Raw genomic sequence first — 21,806 nt, 5'->3', positions numbered from 1 at the left:
TCCCGGACGGTAACCTTGGGACGGTTGAATCCACCTTGGTATCGCGAAGAACTGGATGACTGATGCACCGGTACAGGTCCCACACCTGCGGCGAGCTCCGCGCCTCTGACGTCGCCGCCGACGTCCGGCTGAGCGGCTGGCTGCACAACCGTCGAGACCTGGGCGGCATCCTCTTCATCGATCTGCGTGACCACTACGGCATCACGCAGCTCGTGGCCCGTCCCGGCACCGCCGCGAACGAGGCGCTGAGCAGCGTCACCAAGGAGACCGTCGTCCGCATCGACGGCAAGGTCGTCTCCCGTGGCGCGGACAACGTGAACCCCGAGCTGCCCACCGGCGAGATCGAGATCGAGGTCTCCGAGGTCGAGGTGCTCGGCGCGGCCGCCCCGCTGCCCTTCACCATCAACACCGACGACGGTGTGAACGAGGAGCGGCGCCTGGAGTACCGCTTCCTCGACCTGCGCCGCGAGCGCATGCACCGCAACATCATGCTGCGCTCGGCCGTCATCGCCTCCATCCGCTCCAAGATGGTGGCCCTCGGCTTCAACGAGATGGCGACCCCGATCCTCACCGCGACCTCCCCCGAGGGCGCCCGTGACTTCGTGGTGCCGTCCCGCCTGAACCCGGGCAAGTTCTACGCCCTGCCGCAGGCCCCGCAGCAGTTCAAGCAGCTCCTGATGATCTCCGGCTTCGACCGGTACTTCCAGATCGCGCCCTGCTTCCGCGACGAGGACGCCCGCGCCGACCGCTCGCCGGGCGAGTTCTACCAGCTCGACGTGGAGATGTCCTTCGTCGAGCAGGAGGACGTCTTCCAGCCGATCGAGCGCCTGATGACCGAGCTCTTCACCGAGTTCGGCAACGGCCGCGAGGTCACCTCGCCGTTCCCGCGGATCCCGTTCCGCGAGTCGATGCTGAAGTACGGCAACGACAAGCCCGACCTGCGCGCCAAGCTGGAGCTCGTCGACATCACCGACGTCTTCGAGGGCTCGGAGTTCAAGGCGTTCGCCGGCAAGCACGTGCGCGCGCTGGCCGTCCCGGACACCGGTGACCAGCCGCGCAAGTTCTTCGACGGCCTGGGCGACTACGCGGTCTCCCTCGGCGCGAAGGGCCTGGCCTGGGTGCGCGTCGGCGAGGACAACGCCCTCACCGGTCCGATCGCCAAGTTCCTCACCGAGGAGAACGTCAAGGTCCTCACCGAGCGCCTGGGCCTGGCGGCCGGCCACGCCGTGTTCTTCGGCGCGGGCGAGTTCGACGAGGTCTCCAAGATCATGTCCGGCGTTCGCGTCGAGGCCGCCAAGCGGGCCGGCCACTTCGAGGAGAACGTCTTCCGCTTCTGCTGGATCGTCGACTTCCCGATGTACGAGAAGGACGAGGAGACCGGCAAGATCGACTTCTCCCACAACCCCTTCTCCATGCCGCAGGGCGGCATGAAGGACCTGGAGGAGAAGGACCCGCTCGACATCCTGGCCTGGCAGTACGACATCGTCTGCAACGGCATCGAGCTGTCCTCCGGCGCCATCCGCAACCACGAGCCCGAGGTCATGCTGAAGGCCTTCGAGATCGCCGGTTACGAGGCCGAGACCGTCGAGCGCGAGTTCGCGGGCATGCTGCGCGCGTTCCGCCTCGGCGCCCCGCCGCACGGTGGCATCGCCCCGGGCGTGGACCGCATCGTGATGCTGCTGGCCGACGAGCCGAACATCCGCGAGACGATCGCCTTCCCGCTGAACGGCAACGCCCAGGACCTGATGATGGGCGCGCCGACGGTGCTGGAGGAGGCCCGTCTGCGCGAGCTGAACATCGCGCTGCGCAAGCCGGTCGAGACGAAGCCGGCGGACGCGAAGCCGATCGCGGAGGCCGTCCACCCGGACGCCGCGCGCTAGGCGTGAGCCAAACGGAAGGGCCCGGGATCGAGGATCCCGGGCCCTTCCGTCGTGTCCGGACTAGAACCGCTCCAGGACACCCTTGAGGAGTGCGGCGGAGGTCAGCTCGGTGGGGGCGGGGCCGGCGTGGAAGAAGCCGGCGTTCTCGGCGTCCAGCTTGCGCAGGAAGTCGAAGGCCTTGGCGTCGTGGTCACCGAAGGCGACGAACTGCCAGTGGATGCCGGGGGCGCCGGCGGCGGCGTCGGCGATCGCCTGGCGGGCGGGCTGGCGGTTGTCGGGGGCGCCGTCCGTCTGGAACACGACCAGGGCCGGGCCCTCGCCGCCGTCCTTCTGGTAGCGCTCGACGACGGCCTCGACGGCCACGTGGTAGCTGGTACGGCCCATGCGGCCGAGCTCGGCGTGGCGGGCCTCGACCCAGCCCTGGTGGTCGTCCAGGGTGAGCTCGGCCGTCCCGTCCACCTCGGTGGAGAAGAACACGGTGTGCACGGTCGCCGCCTCGTCGAGGTGCGCGGCGAGGGCGAGGGCGTGGTCGGCGAGGTACTGGGCGCTGCCGTCCTTGTAGAACCCGCGCATCGACCCGGACCGGTCCAGGACGAGGTACACCTTGGCCCGCGCCCCGGCCTTCCCCTTGCCCCGCAGCACCTGCCCGGCGGCCTTGTACGCGCCGACCACCTCGGGCGCCCGGCGCCGCACAGCGGCCAGCGCGTTGGCGGGCCCGTCGCCCGACGGCTCGGCCGCAGTGGCCTCGGCGGCCGACGGCTCGGCCTCGGCCGGGTCCTGCGCCTGCGGCTCCGCCGCAGTTACGTCGGCCTCGGCGGGCTCCGCGACCGCGGCGGCCAGCGGCTCGCCCTGCTCCGCAGCCACGGCGACCGGCTCCGCCTCGGCGGGCTCGTCCTGCGCCTGCGGCGCGGGCACGTCGGCCTCCGCGGCCAGCGGCTCCGCCTCCGGCGCGGTGGCCTCGGCGGCCGGCGCCTCGGCCTCGGCCGGGTCCTGCGCCTGCGGCGCAGCGGTCTCAGGCTGCTCCGCAGCCGCCGTGAGCGGCTCCGCCGCAGTTACGGCGGCCTCGGGCTCCGCGACCGCGGTGGCCAGCGCCTCGGCGTCGGCCTCGGCCTGCTCCGCAGCCACGGCGACCGGCTCCGCCGCAGCGGGTTCGTCCTGTGCCTCCGGCGCAGGTACGTCGGCTTCCGCGGCCAGCGGCGCGTCAGCATCGGGCTGCTCGGCCGCAGGTGCTTCCGGGCCGGGCTTCGCCGCAGGCGACACGGCAGGCGGCACCGCCGGCGAGCGGCGGGCCTCCGGGACCGTGGGGTCCGCCACAGGCGACGGCGCCGGGGCGGTGAGGACCGTGCCCGGCTCGCGATCCCGCGGGGCGGACTGCGGGGGAACCGTGGGGTTGTCGAAGGACGCCGCCACCAGTTCGGCGGCCACGTCCAGAGGGGTACGTTCCGTCTGGTTGGGGACAGCGGCCGAAGGGGTGTCCGTAGTCTCCGGAACGGATTCCGCGGACCGTCCGAATACCTTGCGCAACAAGCTCCGAATACCCATGGGCCAGGCCTTTCGCATGTGTGCGTGCGTCATTTGTCCGTGCTGCGCGGATGATCCCTGCCCAGAGTGGACACGTAAGGTTATCGGCCGCTCGGCTCGATCTTCGGCAGGGTCGCCTTTCGTGGCGTCCGGCTCCCAAAGCTCCGCACCCCGCTTTCGAACTGCCGCACCGACGTGCCGGGTTCACCGGCCGTTCATCCCAGCGCCGCCGCTTCGGCGCAACCCGGGCCTAGCGTCACGGCTGGATTGTTCCGACACGTTGTCGGCGCCCACGCAGCTACTCGGAGGACACTCGTGCGCAAGCTCCTGCCGCTCATAGGCAACCCGCATGGGAGCGGCCGTTCCGCTCTCACCTGTCGCTACCGCTGTGGTGACGCCTGCTTCCACGAGGTGCCCAACACCAGCGACAACGAGTACGCCGGCGATGTCATCGCCCGCGCCTACTCCCGCCGCTCGATGCTGCGTACCGCCGCCGTCGTGACGGTCGCCACCGCCGCCGGTACCGCCGTGGCCCTCAGCGGCCCCGGCCAGACCGCCAACGCCACCCCCGCCGGTGAGGCCGGGGCCGCGGGCGCCGGCAAGAGCGGCGAGGCCGCCCGCGGTCTGCGCTTCAAGGCCGTCGCGCCGAACACCGACGACAAGGTCACCGTCCCCGAGGGCCACGAGCAGAACGTGGTCATCCGCTGGGGCGACCCGATCGTCAAGGGCGCACCGGGCTTCAACCCCGACAAGCAGACCGCCGCCGCGCAGGCCGGTCAGTTCGGCTACAACAACGACTTCCTGAGCCTTCTCCCGCTCGGCGGCGACTACGAGCGCCAGCAGCTGCTCGTGGCCAACCACGAGTACACGGACGAGAACCTCATGTTCAAGGCGTACGACCCGGCCAACCCGACCCGCGAGCAGGTCGAGATCGCCTGGGCCGCGCACGGCCTGTCCGTGGTCGTCGTCCAGGAGGACCACCGCAGCGGCAAGCTGACCGCGGTCAACCGCCACCAGCTCAACCGCCGGCTGACCGCCACCAGCGAGTTCAAGATGACCGGCCCGGCAGCGGGCAGCGCCCTGCTGAAGACCTCGGTCGACCCGTCCGGAACGAAGGTGCTCGGCACCCTCAACAACTGCGCCGGCGGCACCACCCCGTGGGGCACCACCCTCCACGGCGAGGAGAACTTCAACCAGTACTTCGGCAACGCCGGCCAGGTCACCGACCCCACCCAGGCCGCCCGCCTGAAGCGCTACGGCGTGACCGCCGGCGCCACCGAGCGCAAGTGGGAGCGGTTCGACAAGCGCTTCGACGTCGCGCAGGAGCCCAACGAGTCGCACCGCTTCGGCTGGGTCGTCGAGCTGGACCCGTACGACCCGAACTCCGTCCCCCGCAAGCGCACCGCGCTCGGCCGCTTCAAGCACGAGGCCGCACAGCCCCGCCTGACCGAGGACGGCCGCCCGGTCGTCTACATGGGCGACGACGAGCGCTTCGACTACTTCTACAAGTTCGTCTCGTCGAAGCAGATGAAGAAGGGCAACTCGCGCGCGGCGAAGGAGCACAACCTCACGCTGCTCGACGAGGGCACCCTCTACGTCGCCAAGCTCACCGGTGACTCCCCGGCCGCCTCGATCGACGGCACCGGCAAGCTCCCCACCGACGGCGAGTTCGACGGCTCCGGCGTCTGGATCAAGCTGGCCACCGGCAACGTCTCGCACGTCGAGGGCATGACCGCCGAGGAGGTCTACGTCTTCACGCGTCAGGCCGCCGACAAGGTGGGCGCCACCAAGATGGACCGCCCCGAGGACGTCGAGCCCTCCCCGCGCACCGGCCGCGTCTACATCGCGCTGACCAACAACACCGACCGCGGCAAGCCGGGCAAGGAAGGCGCTACCGAGCCGAACCCGCGCAACCTGAACAAGCACGGCCAGATCCTGGAGCTCGCCGAGAACTTCGACGACCCGGCCGGCGACGGTTTCGCCTGGCGGCTCTTCCTGGTCGCCGGTGACCCGAACGACCCGGCCACCTACTTCGCGGGCTTCCCCAAGGACAAGGTCAGCCCGATCTCCTGCCCGGACAACGTGGCCTTCGACCCGCACGGCAACCTGTGGATCTCCACCGACGGCAACCAGCTCGGCTCGCACGACGGCCTGTTCGGCGTCGCGACCGCCGGCGACCGCCGCGGTGAGCTGAAGCAGTTCCTGACCGTCCCGCGCGGCGCCGAGACCTGCGGTCCGCTGATCCAGGACAAGCGCGTCCTGGTCTCGGTCCAGCACCCGGGCGAGATCGACGGCGCGTCCGTCGAGAAGCCGCAGTCGGTGTGGCCCGACGGCCCCGGCAAGATCGTCCGCCCCGCGGTCGTCTCGGTCTGGCGCAAGGACGGCCGCAACATCGGCGTCTGATCCGGCCTGTTGGGCCGAATGTTTCACGTGAAACACAGCTCACGTGAAACGTCGGCCCATCCCGGTCAACTCCCGTCCGGCAGTCGCCCGACGGGAAGCCCGAGCGTCGTCAACGCGCCCCCGTCCGGCGCGTTGGCGAAGCTCAGCGCGATCTCCAGCACCGCCGCCTGACCGGCCACGATCGTCAGGCCCAGGCCGTGGCCGCGCCCGCGGCCGGGGTCCCCGGTACGGAACCGCTGCGGGCCCTGCTCGATCAGCTCGGGCGGGTAGCCCGGTCCGTGGTCGCGGATCACCACCACCGGGCCCGTCACGGTCACCTCGACCGGCGGCCGGCCGTGTTTGTGGGCGTTGACCAGCAGGTTCGCCAGGATCCGGTCCAGGCGCCGCCGGTCGGTGAGCACCACCGTGTCCCGGACCACCCGTACCGAGGCGGCCAGCCCGGTCGCCGCGACGGCCCGCTCCACCGCCCGCCCGAGTTCCACCCGGGCGAGGTCGGCCCGTTCGACGCCCGATTCCAGCCGGGAGATCTCCAGCAGGTCCTCGGTCAGCAGGTGCAGGGCCTTGAGCCGGTCGTTGATCATTTCCTTGGGGCGGCCCTCGGGCAGCAGCGCCGCCGCGGCCAGCGAGCCGGTGAGCGGGGTGCGCAGCTCGTGCGCGACATCCGCCGTGAAGCGCTTCTCCGCCTCCAGCCGGTCCTGGAGGGACCCGGCCATCGAATCCAGCGCCTGCGCCACGTCCCGTACCTCGTCCCGTGAGCGGGCCGGCCGGGCATCGTCCCCGTCGGCCGGGAAGTCCACCCGGGCTTCCAGGTCGCCGGCGCTGATCCGGCGGGCCACGGCGGCCGTGGTCGCGAGCCGCCGGCTGATCCGGTTGGCGAGGAACAGGCCGGCCAGCGCCACCACCCCCGCCGCGAGCGCCGAGGAGGCGAGGATCGCGGTGTCGATGTCCCGCAGCCGGTCGCGGGTGTTCCCGTACGGGAGCCAGACCGCGAGGGCCTTGCCGTCGGCGGGCCCGGCCGCCCACATGACGGGCTCGTCCTTCCGCTCGCCGACCATGCTGCCGGTCCGCCCGCGCGCGACGAGCTCGCGCAGCGGTCCGGGCAGGTCGGCCGGGTCCAGGGCGACGTTCACGTCGCCGTGCGCGGTGCCGTACTCGTAGTGGCCGAGGGCGTGGTCCAGGTCCGCGTCCGCCTCCTTGCGGACCTCGCCCACGATCTGCCGGGCGACCACGTTGTGCACGAGGATCCCCAGTGCGGCGGCGACCAGGCAGCACACCGTCGTGGTGGTCAGGGCGATCTTCCAGCGCAGGCTGCTCAACGCCGGCATCGGGATCCGTCCCCGCTCAGGGGGAGTTCCGCCAGGCCCGGGCACTCGTCGAGGGTGAGCTGGGACAGGTTCATGATCCCGGCCTTCGGGTCCCACACGTAGTCGGAGACGGCGACGTACGCCGGGTTCGACGTGGGCTCGCGGACCGCGAGGTGCTCGGCGGCCACTTCCACGCCCTCCAGCACCGCGCGCCGGGTCAGGATCCGGGCGATCCGCCCGTCGTCCTGGACGGTGTAGACGCGCAGCTCACTGAGCCGGCCGTCGATGTCCAGGGCGGTGATCAGCTCCTCCCGGCCGTTGCCCGTCAGGTCGTGCAGGACCCCGGGGCGCACCGGACAGTCCGGTCCGCCGTCCACAGCCTGTGTGCAGAGCGCGAGCCGCTGGATCGCCCGCGGGTCCACGAGCCGCCCGGTCCCGCCGTCCCCGGCGGTGGCGGCGGTGATGTCGGCCCGTACGACGTCCAGCGCGCTCACGCCGCGCATGCTCAGCTCGGCCACTTTGGGCAGCCCCGGGATCACGGTGGCCGTCCCCGGCTTCTGGTCCGGGTCGGGCGGGACGGGGCGGATGTTCTTCCACAGGGTCTGCGGGGCGTGCACCGTGCCGAGGTCGCCCTCGCTCTTCAGCCCCTCCACATCGGCGCACCCCGCCGTGGCCGCCACGGCGGCGGCGATGGCCGGGAGGAGGCGGAGGCAGCGCATGGTCTGATGCTCCCCCGTCGGGTGGATCCCGGCCCGGACACAGGACCATCCGGGGGACCGGCCCTGCTCGGAGCACCGGCCTGACGGCCGCACCGGGGCTCCGCCCCGGACCCCGGTCCTCAAACGCCGGAGGGGCTGGACTATTGGGCGATGGCGCGGGCGGCCGCGAGTTCCTGGTGGACCGGGGCCAGCACGCTCGACTCGTCGGCCGCCGACTCCTCGCGGACCCGGACCGGGGTCGTGCTGCTGCGCACCCGCTCGGCCAGTTCGCGCAACTGCCGCGCGATGCCCTCCACCTCGCTCGCCGCAGGCGGCACCGCGCCGTGGTTGACCCGGACCCGCGCGGCGGTGGTCGCGTCCACGATCCGCTCGACGGCGACCACCAGCGGCCACCACGCGGCGGCCCGCTCCCCCGTCGGCGGGGGCTCGGTCAGCGCCCGCTGGAACTCGCTGCGCACGCCCGACAGGTCCCGGTAGATCCGCCGCCGGGCCTGGAGGCGGGCGGTCCGCGCCGCCGCGTGCGCGGCCTCGTCCGGGGCCGGGGCGAAGGCCCGTTCCACGTAGCGGGCGGCGTCGTCCACGGAATCGGCGAGCCGGTCCCCGATCCGGGTGTGCCAGCTCTCGGGCCACAGCAGGTACCCCGCGACGAGGGTGATGGCGCATCCGATGAGGCTGTCCAGCAGCCGGGGCCGGATCAGATCGAAGCCCTGGTGGTTGAGCAGGTCCGAGAGCAGCAGGATCACCGGGGTGATCGCGGCGGTCTGGAAGGCGTACCCCTTGGCGGAGAAGGCGGGGATCAGCGCCGCGAGCACCATCATCACCGGCACGGTCCACCAGCCCCGCGGCACCTCGGCGAGCACGGCGGCCGCGACGACCAGCCCGGCAGCGGTGCCGAGCGCGCGCAGCACCGCGCGGGAGAACACCGAGCCGAAGTCGGGCTTGAGGACGAAGGTGACGGTCAGCGCGACCCAGTAGGACCGCTCGACCTCGATCACCGAGACGAGCGACTGCGCGAGCCCGATGCACAGCGCGAGCCGCAGCCCGTACCGCCAGGAGGCCCCGGACAGCATCATGTCGCGCACGGCCCGGCGGGCCCGCACCCGTAGTGCGGCGGGCCGCCCGAGGCGGTCGTCGACGTTCGGGGTCCCCCCTGGGCCGTCAGGCCCAAGGGGCGGGTCCGGTTCGGCGAGGTGCACGATCCGCGCCGCATGGCGCAGGGCCCCGTCGATGGCCCGCTCGGCGGGAGCGTGCGCGGCCGGCAGATCCAGTACGGGGGTCCCGGTGCGGCCCTCCTCGACGGCCGCCGCCAGCTCCCGTACGGCCGCCGGGATCTCGGGCGGCAGCGGCCGGCCGCGCAGGTGCGCCGCGGGCGCGGCCTCCACCAGCGGGATCACCACATTGAGCTGGGCGAGCATCCGCACCAGCGAGGGGCTGCGCCCGTGCACCCGGGCCCGGCGGCCCAGCACCAGGTCGTAGGCCTGGTTCAGGGCCTGGGTCAGCTGCCGGCGGCGCTCGTCGTAGACGGCCCCGGGGCCGCCGGCGGCCTCCAGGGTGTCGGCCAGGGCCCGGTAGGTGGCGGCGACGGCCGCCCGCTCCGGCTGCCGGCCGCGCAGCGGCCAGCCCAGCAGGGTCAGCACGAGGACGAACAGCCCGCCCGCGCTCAGCAGCAGCGGGGCCGTCCACCAGGGTTGCGGCATCGGCAGTCCGGCGCCGACGACGGCGTTGAGCAGGAGCAGCAGCCCGGACACGGAGGCGACGGTGCCGATGGAGGAGATCATCCCGGAGACCAGGGCGATGAGGGTGAGCACGCCGACGGCCAGCCAGCCGTGGCCGAAGACCAGGGTGCCGAGCGCCACTCCGACGGCGCCCAGGAGCTGGGGTACGGCGATGTTCAGGACCCGCATCCGGTAGGCGTCGGCGGTGTCGCCGATGACTCCGGAGAGGGCGCCCATGGAGGCGAGCGCGCCGTACTCGGGCTCGTCCAGGGCGAATCCGACGGCGAGCGGGGCGGCCAGTGCGACCGCCGCGCGGGCCACGGCGGCCCAGGGGATCGGAGCGGTACTCGGCTTCAGGCCGCTGAGCAGCCAGGCGGGCGGGGCCAGCGGGTGGTGCCGGGCTCGCCGCGACGCTATGTGTTCGGTGCGTTCGGTACTCATTCCGCTTCCGTGCCGCCGCTAGCGAATCGGTTCTTCTGTGCTCTTCTGCGCTCTTCTGCGTCGTTCTACATATGTTGGTACCTTCCGAGCTTATGGGGTGCGGCGTTGTCGTCCCATCAGCCATGCGGTCAGCGCGGCGGCGAGCCCGATCGCCAGGACCACCCAGGCGGTGGTGCGCAGGAACGCGGTGAGGGCGTCGTACACCGCTCCCGCGGCCGACCGGTCGATGTCGGCGGGCAGGTCGTCCAGGGTGAGCCTGCGGCAGACCCCCACCGCCAGCCACAGCAGTCCCGCCCCGATCGCCAGCCCCAGGCCGGTGGCCATGACGGCCCGCCGCCGATGGAGGGCGACCGCGATGGCCGCCGCGGCCAGGACCAGGGTCAGTACGGGGAGCCAGATGCCGGCGATCTGGAGCATGCGGAAGCCCTTCCGGAGTGCGCCGAGATCGTCGTACTCCATGACCTTCACGGACAGGTGGGTCACCGGGATGCGGTCGGCGAAGGGCACGCCGTCGGCGACGAGTTCGCCCTTGACCTGGCCGATGACGGGCGCGAGGTCGATGGTGACGGCGTCGCCGTGGCCGGTGGTGAGCGCGTCGAGGAAGGCCGCGTGGGCGGCCCGGTTGGCCGCGTCCCAGGCGGTGCGGTAGGCGGGGGTGCCGGCGAAGGAGCGCAGGGCTTCGCCGATCAGGGCGTCCACCCCGCTCTGGAAGGGGCCCGCGTCGATCTGTCCGGCGAGGGCGCGGGAGGTCTGGGTGACGACGACGTTGCGCACGGCCGGGTCCTCGGCGAGCGGGGACATCGCGGCGGTGTAGCGGTCGGCGTCGCCCAGCTCGCGGTCGGCCCAGTACGCGACGGCGCTCGCGGGTACCAGGAGGACCACGAGCGCGAGGAGTACCGCCGACAGGATGGTGCGCACGTCACCAGGGAAAGCGGACGCGGGGCCGGGCGCGAGCGGTGTTGCTGCGGGCGGGTGGTGAACGGTCCGTCGGCGTGGCACCCTTGCGCCGGTAATCCTGGATATCTAATATCCAGGATATGAAGATGAGCGAGGGCGTCGAGTGGGCGCTGCACAGCTGCGTCAACCTGGCCTGGAGCGGGCCGGACCGGGCGGTGTCGGCGGCGCGGCTGGCCGCGTGGCACGACCTGCCCGCGGCCTACCTCAACAAGCAGCTCCAGGCGCTGGCCCGGGCGGGGATCGTCAGCTCTTCCCCGGGCCCCCGGGGCGGCTTCCGGCTGGCCCGCCCGCTCGCCGACATCTCTCTCATGGACGTGGTCGCCGCCGTCGAGGGGACCGAGGAGGCCTTCCGGTGCGCGGAGATCCGGCAGCAGGGTCCCGGCGCGGGTGACCCGGCGGCGGGAGCGGCCGGCGGACCGGCGTGCGCCATCGCGCACGCCATGACCCGGGCCGAACTGGCCTGGCGCAGGGCCCTCGCCGCCCAGAACCTCGACGAGATCCGCCGGCAGGCCGAACGACAGGCCCCGGAGGCCAGGGAGCGGCTCCGCGCCTGGCTCGCCGAGCGCTAGGTCGTGTCGTCAAAGTCCCGTCTGGCTGGCGGGGTCTGGCACGCACGCTCGCCGCGTTGTCGTCGGTCGCCGACGCTCCGCGTCGCCTCCCTCCTCCGCCTTGCGATCGCACGCACCAGACCCCGCCAGCCCCGCCCTTCGGGCGGCCGACGCGACTTTGACGACACTCCCTAGTGCGGTGGCCACGGCACCGGCCACACCACACCGCAGGTACGGATACGGATACGGATACGGATACGGATACAGGGAGCTCGGCATGACGCGCAGCATCATCAATCCGGCAGGACTCCACACCCCGACCGACTACGGCTACAGCCACATCGTCAGCGCCCCGGGCGAACAGGTCTTCATAGCCGGCCAGTACGGCTCCGACGAGAGCGGCCACGTCGTCTCCGAGGACTTCGCCGGCCAGGTCGAGCGGGCCTTCGCCAACCTCCGCACCGCCCTCGCGGCCGTCGGCCTCGGCCCAGCCGACGTCGTCCGCATCGGCACGTACATCGTCGGCCACGACCAGCAGAAGCTGGAGGTGCTCCTCAAGCAGCTGCACGCCACCTGGGGCACCGAGCTGCCCGCCCAGACCCTCATCGGGGTGGCCGCGCTCGCCCTGCCCGACATGCTCTTCGAGATCGACGCGGTCGCGGTGCGCACGCCCTGAGCAGTGATCCACTTGCCGGTCGGGGGCGGCGGGTGTGCCCTGGATGATGGAAGAGAGGAGCCCGTCATGGCACATGCGGCACCCACCGCCCACCGGCGGCACGGCTGGCAGTCCTCGGACATGGCCCACCTGAGCAGGAGCGCCTACACGCGACCACTGCTCCTGGGACTGGTCTACGGCGTCTGGGCCGCCTTCATCAAGCGCCAGATGGGCCCCGTGGACGCGGGCAACGTCTTCTACGGGATCCTGTGCGGCGTGCTCTTCGCCGCGATCATGTTCGGCCTGGCGAGGATCGGCCCCCGCCTCAAGCGCGAGGTCCACGCCGTGGCGTACGGCGTCTTCGCGGGCGTCGCCGCGGGCTACCTGCACAGCCTCACCAACTCGTCCGTGCTCCGCGCCACCGTCATCGGCCTCTTCGTCGGCCTCGGTGTCGGCGGGGCGGCGTTCTACCGCTACTACACGCGCGAGGACTGACAGGGGTGCGGGAGCCGGTTCCCGGGCTGCGTGCCCGGGAACCGGCGACCTTCCTACGCGTCCGGGTCCGCAGCGGCGGTCCGCTGCGGTTCGCTATCGGAGGCGAGGGACGCGACGGGCTCGACGGCCTCGGCCGGGGCCTTCGGCGACGAGGCTGACGAGGCCGACGCAGCCGTCTCGTCCTGCCGGACCGGCGGCGTGAAACGGGTGACTTCGGCGCGGAGCATGGCGTTCAGCGCGGTGAACGGGTCGATGGGCATGGCGGAACCTCGCGGTGTTTCAGAGGGTGAGGGGTGTGGGGGTTGCGCTGGGATTCAGGGCCGCAGGCCCGCTCAGCAGCGCAGGACCACACTCCGCACCGACCGCAGGGACAGGGCCGGCCGGGCCGTCCCCGCGGTGGGCCCACACGACGGGGCATCCGGATGTTTCACGTGAAACACCGTCAGCGGTGACCGCCGTACGCCGGGCAGCCCGCGCACCCACGTCCGTACGGCCGCCCGGGACTCGGGGTCGGCAGCCGGATCGGACTGGCCCTCCGTGGGTTCGGCGGGCTCGGCGGGCCGAGTGGGCGCCGTGGGGGCGGCAGGCGCGGTGGACGCCGGCGGGAACTCGGCGGCCGCCTGGCCGGCCGGACCGGCGCCGAACACGCACAGCAGCACGACACAGGCCACGGTCAGAGCCCTGGTCAGTGCCGTACGCGCGCGTTGCCTCCCGCTCATGCGAGGGGTGTGCCCCGCCGCGCGGGACGACTCCCGGAGGGGCCGGAAGAAGCCGCCGACCGGGGGACGAAGACACCCCCCACGGCTGAACGGGTGGCCGCGGGTTGATCCGACCCTGATCCGCCGGACACCCCCTAGCGCGTGCGGCGCTGCCCCGTCAGCCGGGCCAGGACCGCGGTTTCGCCGCCGACCAGCCGCAGTTGGGCCCGGCCGGACGGGTCCTCGCGGCCGGGGGCCGCGCCGGGTGAGACCCGTACGACGGTGAACACCGCCGTACGGCTGTCCGCGCGGGGGACCTCGATGGTCCGGCCCCGCCGCAGCTTGCCGAGGCGCAGCCCGGCTCCGGTGACCACGGCGGTGCCGGCGGTACCCGGCTCGGGCGTGCCGGCGTCCCAGGCGATGTCCTCGTGCTCGCCGGTCAGCGGCACGTCGAGCCCCAGGCTCGGGATGCGCAAGCGCAGGGGCTGCGCCGCCCGGAGCGGTGCGGTGGCCGCCCGCAGCGGCCCGGCGGCGCTCCTCGGCGACCGGGTCCCCCTGCCGGGGGTGTGGGAGCCGGACTGCTCCAGCTCCCGCACGAGCCGGCGGTGCCCGGACAGTCCCAGCGCCCGCGAGGGCAGTGCGTCGTCGGTGGTCACGGCCGCGGGCCCGGCACCCTCGGTCCGGTTCAACGCCACGATGCCGGTGGACAGCAGAGCCACCGTCAGCGAGGCGACGACCCACTTGGTGCGGGGCATGAGAATCCCTCCTGTCCGGCTCGTGCGGCCGGGTTCATGTGAGCAGTGGACACCCCCTCTGCCCACCCGCACCCCGTGAAACACGTGGGGCTGACAGGACGTCACGGGCGTGTCGCCACCCGATCCACACATCCCCGCAGCTCGTGCCGGGTCCTCCCACCGGCCACCCGGGTCGCCCACCGTGCGCCCGAACGGGTGACGGGGTCACATGACGACGGCCGCGGTGCCCGCGCCCATCAGGACGGCGGCCAGGTGCACGGCCGGGTGGCCGTAGTCGCCGTACCAGAGGTGGCGGGCCAGGCCGCCGAGGGCGGCCAGGCCCGCGATGACGCCGATCTGGCCGAACAGGGTGACGGCGCAACAGGGGGCCAGGAGCAGCAGCAATGAATTCAGCCAGAACGGGCCGGCGCCCGTCCAGCCTCGCCATTCCTTGATCGCCGTCGGCATGTACGACCGGCCCCCTCTTGTGCTTGGTCAACTCGTCGGCTGCACAGCCTCCTTGGGTGCGGAGGCCGGCACAAGGGCCCGGTCGGCTAGAAAACCGAAGGCCAGGCCGAAAGTCGTCCACAGCGCGGTCTGGATGGCCAGGGACGCGAGGCGGAACTCCCAGATCAGCGCGGCCGGGAAGTCCGCCGGGACCTCGTTCACGCCGGGCAGCGTGGCGTACGAGATTCCGACGGCCACGACGAAGGCCGCACCGGCGGCGATCGACGCGTTCCAGGCGCCGAGCTTCGGCGCGAGCCTTCTGCCGAGGATCAGCGCGCCCGCCGCCAGCAGCGCGCTCAGGGCGATCATCAGCAGGTAGAGGGCGGTCCGCCGGGCGGCCGTGTCGGGGTCGCCGACGGCCGGCGGGTTGGCGGGGTACTTGAAGAACGGCACCAGGGTGATGGTGACGAACAGGCCCGCGGCGACCAGCACGGCCGTGGCCCGCGGGCCGAAGAGGCCGATGCGGCCCAGGGCGTAGCAGTAGACGAGCGCGGCGATGCCGCCGAGCGCGACCCCGTACAGCAGGACGCCGGTGCCGAGGCCGGCCGTGGCCTGGAGGGCCCGGCTGACCGGGGCCTCCGCGCCGTGGTCGTGGACGGCCGCGCCGTGGTCGTGGGCCGCCGCGGCGGCGGCCCCGGCCTCTTCGATGGCGATCGCCGCGTCCACCTTGGACTCACCGAGGAGGTACGCGACGAGGAAGGCGACCGCGCCGGCCAGCAGGCCGGCGAGCATGCCGCGGATGAGCAGGGTGCGGGGGGAAATGGAGTTCATCGATCGGTTTCCCTCGCTGATCACTGATCGCTGAAAACGGAGCCGTTGGCGGGTGACTCGGTGGCAGACGACTCAGTGGCAGGGGAAACCGAGCAGGTGGCGGCCGTCGTGCAGCCACTCGTGGATGGTCTCGCCCTCGAAGACAGCGGTGGCGCCCTGCTCGGCGCCGACGAAGTACAGCAGGACCAGCATCAGGATGCCGACGAACGCCGCCCAAGGGGCCAGCGCGGAGAGCGAGATCGGGGCGACGACGGGTGCGGTCGTCGTGGGCACGGCGGAGTGGGCGGCCATGGCAGAACCTCCAGGGGGAACACGCGTCCCGGTCAGTGGTGCTCGCGATGACGGTGGCGGGTCTGACTTGCCTCCCCCTCCGGGAGGATTCACAGTGGCGCGACCGTGCCGGATTCTCACCGGTGCTTCCGCCGTACCGTCGTCATTCAGTTGTGTCGTCGTGACCGTACCGCGCTTACGCTCCCCTTATGAAGACCCCGTTGGTACGAGTCCGGCTCGTGAGACTCCCACTGGACGCAGCCGCCCGCCAGGGGCGCTTCGGTCACGCGCAGCCGTGCCCCGGTCACGAGGGCCTGCGCGGCATGGACACGGGGGAGTGGGCGGGGCGCACCCTGGACGAGGTGGCGGCCGAGGACCCGGCGGCCCTGCAGGCCTGGCTGACGGACCCCGGATTCGCGCCGCCGGGCGGGGAGTCCGTGGACGCGCTGATCGCCCGCGTCGGGGCGGAGTTGGCCGCCCTCGCCCCGGGTACGCACCGGGCCGTGGTCGACCAGGCCGTCGTACGGGCAGCGGTGGTGCACGCCCTGGAGCTGCCCGCGGCGGCCTTCTGGCGGCTGGACGTGCGGCCGGAGTCGGTGACCACGCTCACCGGGCGCGCGGGCCGGTGGAACCTCCTCGTGGGACAACCGGAGGAACAGGAGCAGGAGCAGGAGCAGGAGCAGGAGCAGGAGCAGGCGTAGGAGCAGCGGTGTTACGCGACGATCCAGTCCGACGTCGCGATCACCGGTTGCACGCCCTCGCGGTGCACGGTGCCCTCGATCAGGCCGTACATCCGGTCCGCCGCGAAGTAGACCTCGTTGTCGTTCTTGAGGCCGAAGGGCTCCAGGTCGACCAGGAAGTGGTGCTTGTTGGGGAGGTTGAGGCGCACCTCGTTGACCTTGGGGCAGTTGTCGAGCACCCGCTCGGCCATCTGGTTCAGGGTCTGCTGCAGCGAGTACGAGTACGTCTCCGCGAAGGCTTCCAGCATGTTCTTGCGGACCTTCTTGTACGACTGGTCCCAGTCGTACGAGGCGTCGTCGGCGGCCAGCGCCGAGTGCGCCCAGCGCGCGGTGACCTTGGTCGCCAGGATGCGGTCGTACGCCTCCTGCAGGGTCGTGTACTTGTCCTTGATGTAGCCGTGGAACTCGGAGTTGGTCGAGTTCATCACCGTCAGGTCCTTCAGACCGGAGATGACCTGGAGGCCCGTCGTCTCGCTGTAGGTGATCTGCGCGGTGCGCACCTCCTGGCCCTTGCGGACGAAGGAGTGCTGCTCCTTGCGCGTCGGGACCGGGATGCGGTCCCACACGTACTCCTCGATGCGGATCTGCGCCTCGCGGATCGGCTGCTGCGAGGAGACGAAGTGCTTGGCGAGCAGGATGCCGAAGGCCTCGGGGGAGGCGATGCCGTGCTCCTTGCCGAAGGCGTACACCGTGTTCTTGGTGGTGTCGGTCGGCAGGCAGTTGGCGTTGTCGCCGGTGAGGTGGACGTCGCGGAAGTCACCGCGGAGCGCGACCGAGACGTTGAGGTCGCGGATCTCGTGCCAGGAACCGTCGGCGCCCTTGCGAGTGACCTTCACGATGCGGTTCTCGGCCTTGCCGTACTGGTTCTGGGCCAGGACGTGCTTGCTCATGCGATGACTTCCTTCGGGTACACGGAGTCCGGCTGAGGGGATCCCGTACGCCCGGCGTCCAGCGGTCGGCCCGCTCCCCGCCGTTCGGTCACGGAGGACCGCCCCGGGACTGACGTGCATCCCGGTCCGTAGGTGCTCTTTCGGATTTCAGCACGCATCCGTGCTGTTCGTAATGGCGCAAATCCTCCGAGAGCGGCACCCACGGATTGGGCGACCGTGCGTCCGCGCAGGTCAGGTGGTGTGCGCGTCGGCGACCGACAGGGCCTCGTCGAGGATCGCCAGGCCCTTGGCCACGTCCTCGGACGAGATGTTGCACGGCGGCGCGACGTGGATGCGGTTGCCGGCGAGCAGCGGCCACAGGCCGCCCTTCTTCAGGGCCGCACCGAACTCCGTCATGGGCGCGTTGTCGGCGCCCGAGGCGTTGTACGGGACGAGCGGCTCGCGCGTCTCCTTGTCCCGTACGAGTTCCAGCGCCCAGAAGGTGCCCAGACCGCGGACCTCACCGACCGAGGGGTGCCGCTCGGCGAGCGCGCGCAGGCCGGGGCCGAGCAGCTCCGCGCCGGTGCGGGCGGACTGCTCGACGATGCCCTCCTCCTCCATGACGTTGATCGTCGCGACGGCGGCCGCGCAGGCCAGCACGTGCCCGGAGTACGTCAGCCCGCCCGGGTAGGGCCGGCGGGCGAAGGTCTCGGCGATGGCGGCCGAGATGGCGACGCCGCCGAGCGGGACGTATCCGCTGGTCACGCCCTTGGCGAAGCAGAGCAGGTCGGGGGTGACGTCCCAGTGCTCGGACGCGAACCACGTACCGGTCCGGCCGAAGCCGACCATGATCTCGTCGAGGATGAAGACGATGCCGTAGCGGTCGCAGAGGGCGCGCACCCCGGGCAGGTAGCCGGCCGGGTGCACGAGAACGCCGGGGGCGCCGCCGACGGTCTCCAGGATGATCGCCGCGATGGACTGCGGGCCCTCGAAGACGATCGTGTCCTCCAGGTGGCGCAGCGCCCGCTCGCACTCCTCGGCCTCGGTCGCCGCGTAGAAGGGCGAGCGGTAGGCGAAGGGCCCCCAGAAGTGCACGACACCGGCGGTCGCGGAGTCGTTGCCGAAGCGGCGGGCGTCGCCGGTCAGGTTGATCGCGGTGGAGGTGGCGCCGTGGTACGAGCGGTACGCGGACAGGACCTTGGGCCGGCCGGTGTGCAGCCGGGCCATGCGGACGGCGTTCTCGACGGCCTCGGCCCCGGCGTTGGTGAAGAAGATCTTGTCGAGGTCGCCGGGGGTGCGCTCGGCGATCAGCCGGGCCGCCTCGGAGCGGACGTCGACGGCGAAGCCGGGCGCGACGGTGCACAGCCGGGCCGCCTGCTCCTGGATGGCCGCGGTGACCTTGCGGTGCTGGTAGCCGATGTTGGTGTAGACGAGCGCGCTGGAGAAGTCGAGGTAGCGGTTGCCCTGGTAGTCCCAGAAGTACGACCCCTCGGCACCGGCGACGGCGAGCGGGTCGATGAGCTCCTGCGCAGACCAGGAGTGGAAGACGTGCTTCCGGTCAGCGTCTTTCACGAGGGCGAGGGCGTCGGCTTCTGCGTTCATGAAACGAGCGTAGTTGTCCAGGATGTGGACACGGCGGCGGTCGCCCCGTCCGCCGGGCGCGGCTCGGGTCGCCCCCGGATCAGCCGAGGGCCTCGCCGTACAGCCGGAACAGCCGGGGGCCGCCGGCCGGGGCGGCGGCCGCCAGCCGCGCCCAGGCATCGGCCGCCGCCGCCCGGGCCGTCGCCCCCGGCCACGGCTGCGGCAGCAGCTCCGGGGGGAGCAGCGGATCCGGCAGCATCGCGGCGGAGAAGGCCGCGGCCAGCGCGACGGCCCGCGCCAGCCCCGCCACGGCCGCGTCCACCGCCACCGCGCCGTCTGCCGCCACCGGGCCCTCCGCCCCGTCCGCCGCCGAGGCCCCGTCCGTCGCCTCCGCCCCGTCCGCCGCCCGACCCGGGTCCTGCGCCAGGGCGCGCAGCGCCTCGTACCGGTCCGCGATCTCCGCCAGGGGCCACAGCCGTGCCGCCAGGGCCCGCGGCTCCGCGGCCGCGCCCACCGCCAGGTCCCGGGTGCTCAGGCAGCTCAGCGCCTCCGACAGCCCCAGTTCCGCCGCGTGCGCCCGCACGTACGGGCCGATGGCGTTCGGCGTGACGTACAGCCCGCCCTGCACCGGCGCCGCCCCGAGCCCGGTCAGGGCGTCCCGCAGGGAGTCCCGCGCCGCCCGCGCGGATTCCGGTACGGCGAAGGCGAAGGCGTGCCAGACCCCGTCCCACGGCTCCAGGCCCCGGTCCTGCCGGTAGGCGTGCCGTACGAACTCCACCTCCGGTACGAGCGGCAGCCCGGGCCCCGCCCCCACCGTCCGCAGCACGGCCCGCCGCCCGCGCCCCTCCACCGCGAAGCGGCCCTCCGCCACCAGCCGCTTCACGCAGAGCCGCACCTGCTGGTCGGTCATCCCGAGCAGCCCGGCGACCTCGTACAGCTCCTCGCCCGCGACCGTCCCGTCCTCCCGGACCAGCGCGTGCACGACCGTCCTGGTCGGGATCCCGCTCACCACGTCACCGCCTTGTGCATCGTCGTCACCGCTCCGAATCCCAGCACATCCCGCAGCCAGGGCGTCCGCTGCACCCGTACCGCCCTGAATCCGTGCCGCTCGTACAGCGCCCGCGCCCGCGGGTTCTCCGCGATCACGTCCAGCCGGATCCGCCGGCACTTCTGCTCGACGGCGATCGCCTCGATCTCCCGCAGCAGCAGCCCGCCGATGCCCCGGCCCCGCGCCGCGGGGTCCACGGCGATGCCGTCCATGACCAGCTCGCCGCGGGCGGGAGTGCGTTCCAGCAGGGCCAGCAGGAAGATCCGGGGCAGGCCGCGCAGCCGCCCGTACTGCGCCCTGACCGCGGCCGCGTCACCGCCGACCAGACCGCGCCCGGCCAGCTGGTAGCCCGCCACGCCCACCACCCGGCCGTCCTCGGCCAGGGCCGTCACCGCCCGGTCCGCATGCAGGTGTCCTGCGATGAACCGCCGCCCGGCCTCGGCGGGGCCGAGCGCGCGGCCCAGCTTCCCCCCGAAGGCCTCCCAGTACAGCTCGGCCACCCGCTCCTCGGCGCCCTCGGGCACCCCGCGCCGCAATGTCGTCATACGCACGAGTCTAATACGCTCATTCACGCTACGATCGTTTTCAGTTCGATCGAAAATGAAGTCGAAGGGCAAGAAGACAGAAGAAGGGTGCCGCCATGTCCCGCACGCTCCGCACCGCACTGCTCATCGCCTTGACCACCGCCCTCCTCGCGGCGGGCCTCACCGGCGTCGTCCTCTGGCAGCAGAGCTACGAGCTCCACGAGGAGCGCGTCACCGTCCCCGCCGCGGGCCACCAGCTCCCCGGCGTGCTCGCCACCCCCGTCGGCAAGGGCCCCGGCCCCTTCCCGCTCGTCGTCCTCGTGCACGGGGACGGCGAGGTCGACGCCACCCACGAGGGCTTCTACCGCCCCTACTGGGAGGCCTTCGCCCGCGCCGGCTACGCCTCGCTCTCCCTCGACAAGCCCGCCGACTGGCTCGGCCAGACCATGGACGACCGGGCCCGCGAGACCGTCGACGCCATCGCCTGGGCGGCGCGCACCCGGCCCGAGATAGACGGCGCCCGCATCGGCCTGTGGGGCGCCAGCCAGGCCGGATGGGTGCTCCCCAAGGTGGTGGCGCAGGCCCCGGCCCCCGGAGTGCGCTTCGTCATCGCGGTCGGCACCGCCGTGAACTGGGACCGCCAGGGGGAGTACAACCTCCGGGCCGAGCTCCGCGCGTCCGGGGCCGGCGCCGAGCGCACCGCGGCCGCCCTGCGCACCCGGGAGGCCACCCTGGCGCTGCTGCGGCGCGGGGCGACGTACGAGGAGTACCGCGCGAGTCCGGGTGCCGACGCGGAACTCACCGCGGAGCGCTGGGCGTTCATCAGCCGGAACCACACCGCGGACGCGACCGCGGACCTGCGGGCGATGCCGCACGTCCCGGTGCTGCTGATCTCGGGCGCCGACGACCGGAACGTGGACGGCGCCGAGACCGAAGCCGCGTACCGGACCCTGCTCGCGCCCGGCACCCTCACGGTCCGCCGCTATCCGGGGGCGAGCCACTCCCTGCTGCGCACCGCGGTCGAGCGCTCCTCCTGGCGGCTGACGCTGACGGCCGTGTTCACCCCGCGCGCCCTCTTCCCCTCCGGCCTGCTCGCCGACCAGCAGCGCTTCCTGGAGGAGCTGCCGCGTTAGGGAGTCGTCAAAGGCGCGTATGCGGGCGTATGGGGCCCGTCAAGGGAGGCCGGCGGGCCCCGAAAAGGCGTTCCACTCGGAGATGTCCGAATATCGCCCCTCGTACCAACGGGAGCTCACGATGGCCGATCTGGCCTTCGTCGCCACCACGATCGCGCTCTTCGCGCTGGTGGCCTTCATCGCCAAGGGGGTGGCCAAGCTGTGAGCGCCGAAAGCATCGTCGGTCTGCTGGTCGCCATGTCCCTCCTGGGCTACCTCGTTCTCGCCCTCGTGTACCCGGAGAGGTTCTGAGC

The 21,806-nt window shown here is 72.5% G+C and carries 24 protein-coding genes; 9 read left to right on the top strand and 15 right to left on the bottom strand.

Translation table 11 applies throughout. The features are described from left to right. Nucleotides 1-62: 62 nt before the first annotated feature. Nucleotides 63-1,880: an aspartate--tRNA ligase gene (gene aspS / locus ACZ45T_RS08655; protein WP_468438864.1), complete on the top strand. Its 1,818-nt coding sequence runs from the start codon at nt 63-65 to the stop codon at nt 1,878-1,880. A 60-nt stretch (nt 1,881-1,940) separates the two neighbouring features. Here aspS and ACZ45T_RS08650 read toward each other — a convergent pair whose 3' ends face one another. Next, nucleotides 1,941-3,422, bottom strand: a complete 1,482-nt coding sequence (locus ACZ45T_RS08650; protein ID WP_468438862.1) for a VWA domain-containing protein — start codon at nt 3,420-3,422, stop codon at nt 1,941-1,943. Between the two features lie 294 nt (nt 3,423-3,716). Between ACZ45T_RS08650 and ACZ45T_RS08645 the strand changes: the two genes are divergently transcribed. Further along, on the top strand, nt 3,717-5,804 hold the full coding sequence (locus ACZ45T_RS08645; RefSeq protein WP_468438860.1) for a PhoX family protein: 2,088 nt from the start codon (nt 3,717-3,719) through the stop codon (nt 5,802-5,804). Between the two features lie 65 nt (nt 5,805-5,869). On the opposite strand, the gene ACZ45T_RS08640 is transcribed toward ACZ45T_RS08645, so the two are convergent. The 4 genes from ACZ45T_RS08640 to ACZ45T_RS08625 form a co-directional block, all read right to left on the bottom strand. Beyond that, nucleotides 5,870-7,129: a sensor histidine kinase gene (locus tag ACZ45T_RS08640; protein WP_468438858.1), complete on the bottom strand. Its 1,260-nt coding sequence runs from the start codon at nt 7,127-7,129 to the stop codon at nt 5,870-5,872. Further along, a complete protein-coding gene (locus ACZ45T_RS08635; RefSeq protein ID WP_468438856.1) occupies nt 7,117-7,827 on the bottom strand; it encodes a hypothetical protein in 711 nt (236 codons plus the stop codon). Before ACZ45T_RS08635 ends, ACZ45T_RS08640 begins: the two co-directional genes overlap by 13 nt. Before the next feature lie 140 nt (nt 7,828-7,967). Then, on the bottom strand, nt 7,968-9,983 hold the full coding sequence (locus ACZ45T_RS08630; RefSeq protein WP_468438854.1) for an FUSC family protein: 2,016 nt from the start codon (nt 9,981-9,983) through the stop codon (nt 7,968-7,970). A 90-nt stretch (nt 9,984-10,073) separates the two neighbouring features. Then, complete coding sequence (locus ACZ45T_RS08625; RefSeq protein ID WP_468438852.1) at nt 10,074-10,901, bottom strand: hypothetical protein; 828 nt, start codon at nt 10,899-10,901, stop codon at nt 10,074-10,076. 125 nt (nt 10,902-11,026) lie between these two features. Between ACZ45T_RS08625 and ACZ45T_RS08620 the strand changes: the two genes are divergently transcribed. The 3 genes from ACZ45T_RS08620 to ACZ45T_RS08610 all read left to right on the top strand — a co-directional run bounded on the left by ACZ45T_RS08620 (nt 11,027) and on the right by ACZ45T_RS08610 (nt 12,638). Further along, nucleotides 11,027-11,509 (top strand): RrF2 family transcriptional regulator, encoded by a 483-nt coding sequence (locus ACZ45T_RS08620; protein WP_468439385.1) that lies wholly within the window; start codon nt 11,027-11,029, stop codon nt 11,507-11,509. A 256-nt stretch (nt 11,510-11,765) separates the two neighbouring features. Next, the gene (locus tag ACZ45T_RS08615; protein WP_468438850.1) at nt 11,766-12,164 is read left to right on the top strand and encodes a RidA family protein; all 399 of its coding nucleotides are present in this window, start codon (nt 11,766-11,768) and stop codon (nt 12,162-12,164) included. A 66-nt stretch (nt 12,165-12,230) separates the two neighbouring features. Further along, nucleotides 12,231-12,638 (top strand): hypothetical protein, encoded by a 408-nt coding sequence (locus ACZ45T_RS08610; protein WP_468438848.1) that lies wholly within the window; start codon nt 12,231-12,233, stop codon nt 12,636-12,638. 53 nt (nt 12,639-12,691) lie between these two features. Here the strand turns inward: ACZ45T_RS08610 and ACZ45T_RS08605 are convergent, their stop codons facing one another. The 6 genes from ACZ45T_RS08605 to ACZ45T_RS08580 form a co-directional block, all read right to left on the bottom strand. Beyond that, entirely contained in the window at nt 12,692-12,898 is a 207-nt protein-coding gene (locus ACZ45T_RS08605; protein ID WP_468438846.1) for a hypothetical protein, read from the bottom strand. A gap of 72 nt (nt 12,899-12,970) precedes the next feature. Next, complete coding sequence (locus ACZ45T_RS08600; RefSeq protein WP_468438844.1) at nt 12,971-13,357, bottom strand: hypothetical protein; 387 nt, start codon at nt 13,355-13,357, stop codon at nt 12,971-12,973. 134 nt (nt 13,358-13,491) lie between these two features. After that, complete coding sequence (locus tag ACZ45T_RS08595; protein ID WP_468438842.1) at nt 13,492-14,091, bottom strand: class F sortase; 600 nt, start codon at nt 14,089-14,091, stop codon at nt 13,492-13,494. Between the two features lie 204 nt (nt 14,092-14,295). Then, entirely contained in the window at nt 14,296-14,538 is a 243-nt protein-coding gene (locus tag ACZ45T_RS08590) for a hypothetical protein (RefSeq protein WP_468438840.1), read from the bottom strand. 27 nt (nt 14,539-14,565) lie between these two features. Further along, nucleotides 14,566-15,348, bottom strand: coding sequence for a CbtA family protein (locus ACZ45T_RS08585; RefSeq protein WP_468438838.1), 783 nt, complete (start codon nt 15,346-15,348; stop codon nt 14,566-14,568). A gap of 72 nt (nt 15,349-15,420) precedes the next feature. Further along, complete coding sequence (locus ACZ45T_RS08580) at nt 15,421-15,639, bottom strand: CbtB domain-containing protein (protein ID WP_360896484.1); 219 nt, start codon at nt 15,637-15,639, stop codon at nt 15,421-15,423. A 218-nt stretch (nt 15,640-15,857) separates the two neighbouring features. Between ACZ45T_RS08580 and ACZ45T_RS08575 the strand changes: the two genes are divergently transcribed. Further along, entirely contained in the window at nt 15,858-16,319 is a 462-nt protein-coding gene (locus ACZ45T_RS08575) for a histidine phosphatase family protein (RefSeq protein ID WP_468438836.1), read from the top strand. An 11-nt stretch (nt 16,320-16,330) separates the two neighbouring features. Here ACZ45T_RS08575 and pucL read toward each other — a convergent pair whose 3' ends face one another. The 4 genes from pucL to ACZ45T_RS08555 form a co-directional block, all read right to left on the bottom strand. Beyond that, entirely contained in the window at nt 16,331-17,248 is a 918-nt protein-coding gene (gene pucL / locus ACZ45T_RS08570) for a factor-independent urate hydroxylase (protein ID WP_468438834.1), read from the bottom strand. Between the two features lie 231 nt (nt 17,249-17,479). Next, on the bottom strand, nt 17,480-18,829 hold the full coding sequence (locus ACZ45T_RS08565) for an aminotransferase class III-fold pyridoxal phosphate-dependent enzyme (RefSeq protein WP_468438832.1): 1,350 nt from the start codon (nt 18,827-18,829) through the stop codon (nt 17,480-17,482). 79 nt (nt 18,830-18,908) lie between these two features. Then, nucleotides 18,909-19,817, bottom strand: coding sequence for a PaaX family transcriptional regulator C-terminal domain-containing protein (locus tag ACZ45T_RS08560; RefSeq protein WP_468438830.1), 909 nt, complete (start codon nt 19,815-19,817; stop codon nt 18,909-18,911). Continuing rightward, on the bottom strand, nt 19,814-20,401 hold the full coding sequence (locus ACZ45T_RS08555; protein WP_468438828.1) for a GNAT family N-acetyltransferase: 588 nt from the start codon (nt 20,399-20,401) through the stop codon (nt 19,814-19,816). Before ACZ45T_RS08555 ends, ACZ45T_RS08560 begins: the two co-directional genes overlap by 4 nt. Nucleotides 20,402-20,496: 95 nt before the next feature. On the opposite strand from ACZ45T_RS08555, the gene ACZ45T_RS08550 reads away from it, so the two are divergent. The 3 genes from ACZ45T_RS08550 (at nt 20,497) to kdpF (ending at nt 21,804) form a co-directional block, all read left to right on the top strand. Continuing rightward, nucleotides 20,497-21,513, top strand: a complete 1,017-nt coding sequence (locus ACZ45T_RS08550; RefSeq protein ID WP_468438826.1) for an alpha/beta hydrolase family protein — start codon at nt 20,497-20,499, stop codon at nt 21,511-21,513. 82 nt (nt 21,514-21,595) lie between these two features. After that, entirely contained in the window at nt 21,596-21,718 is a 123-nt protein-coding gene (locus tag ACZ45T_RS08545) for a hypothetical protein (RefSeq protein WP_468438824.1), read from the top strand. Further along, a complete protein-coding gene (gene kdpF, locus ACZ45T_RS08540; RefSeq protein ID WP_468438822.1) occupies nt 21,715-21,804 on the top strand; it encodes a K(+)-transporting ATPase subunit F in 90 nt (29 codons plus the stop codon). Before ACZ45T_RS08545 ends, kdpF begins: the two co-directional genes overlap by 4 nt. The last annotated feature ends 2 nt before the right edge of the window (nt 21,805-21,806 follow it).

The sequence above is a fragment of the Streptomyces sp. NPDC030995 genome (genome assembly GCF_055571215.1).
Note: the sequence above shows the minus strand (reverse complement) of the source record. Positions and strands in the feature narration are given on the sequence as shown.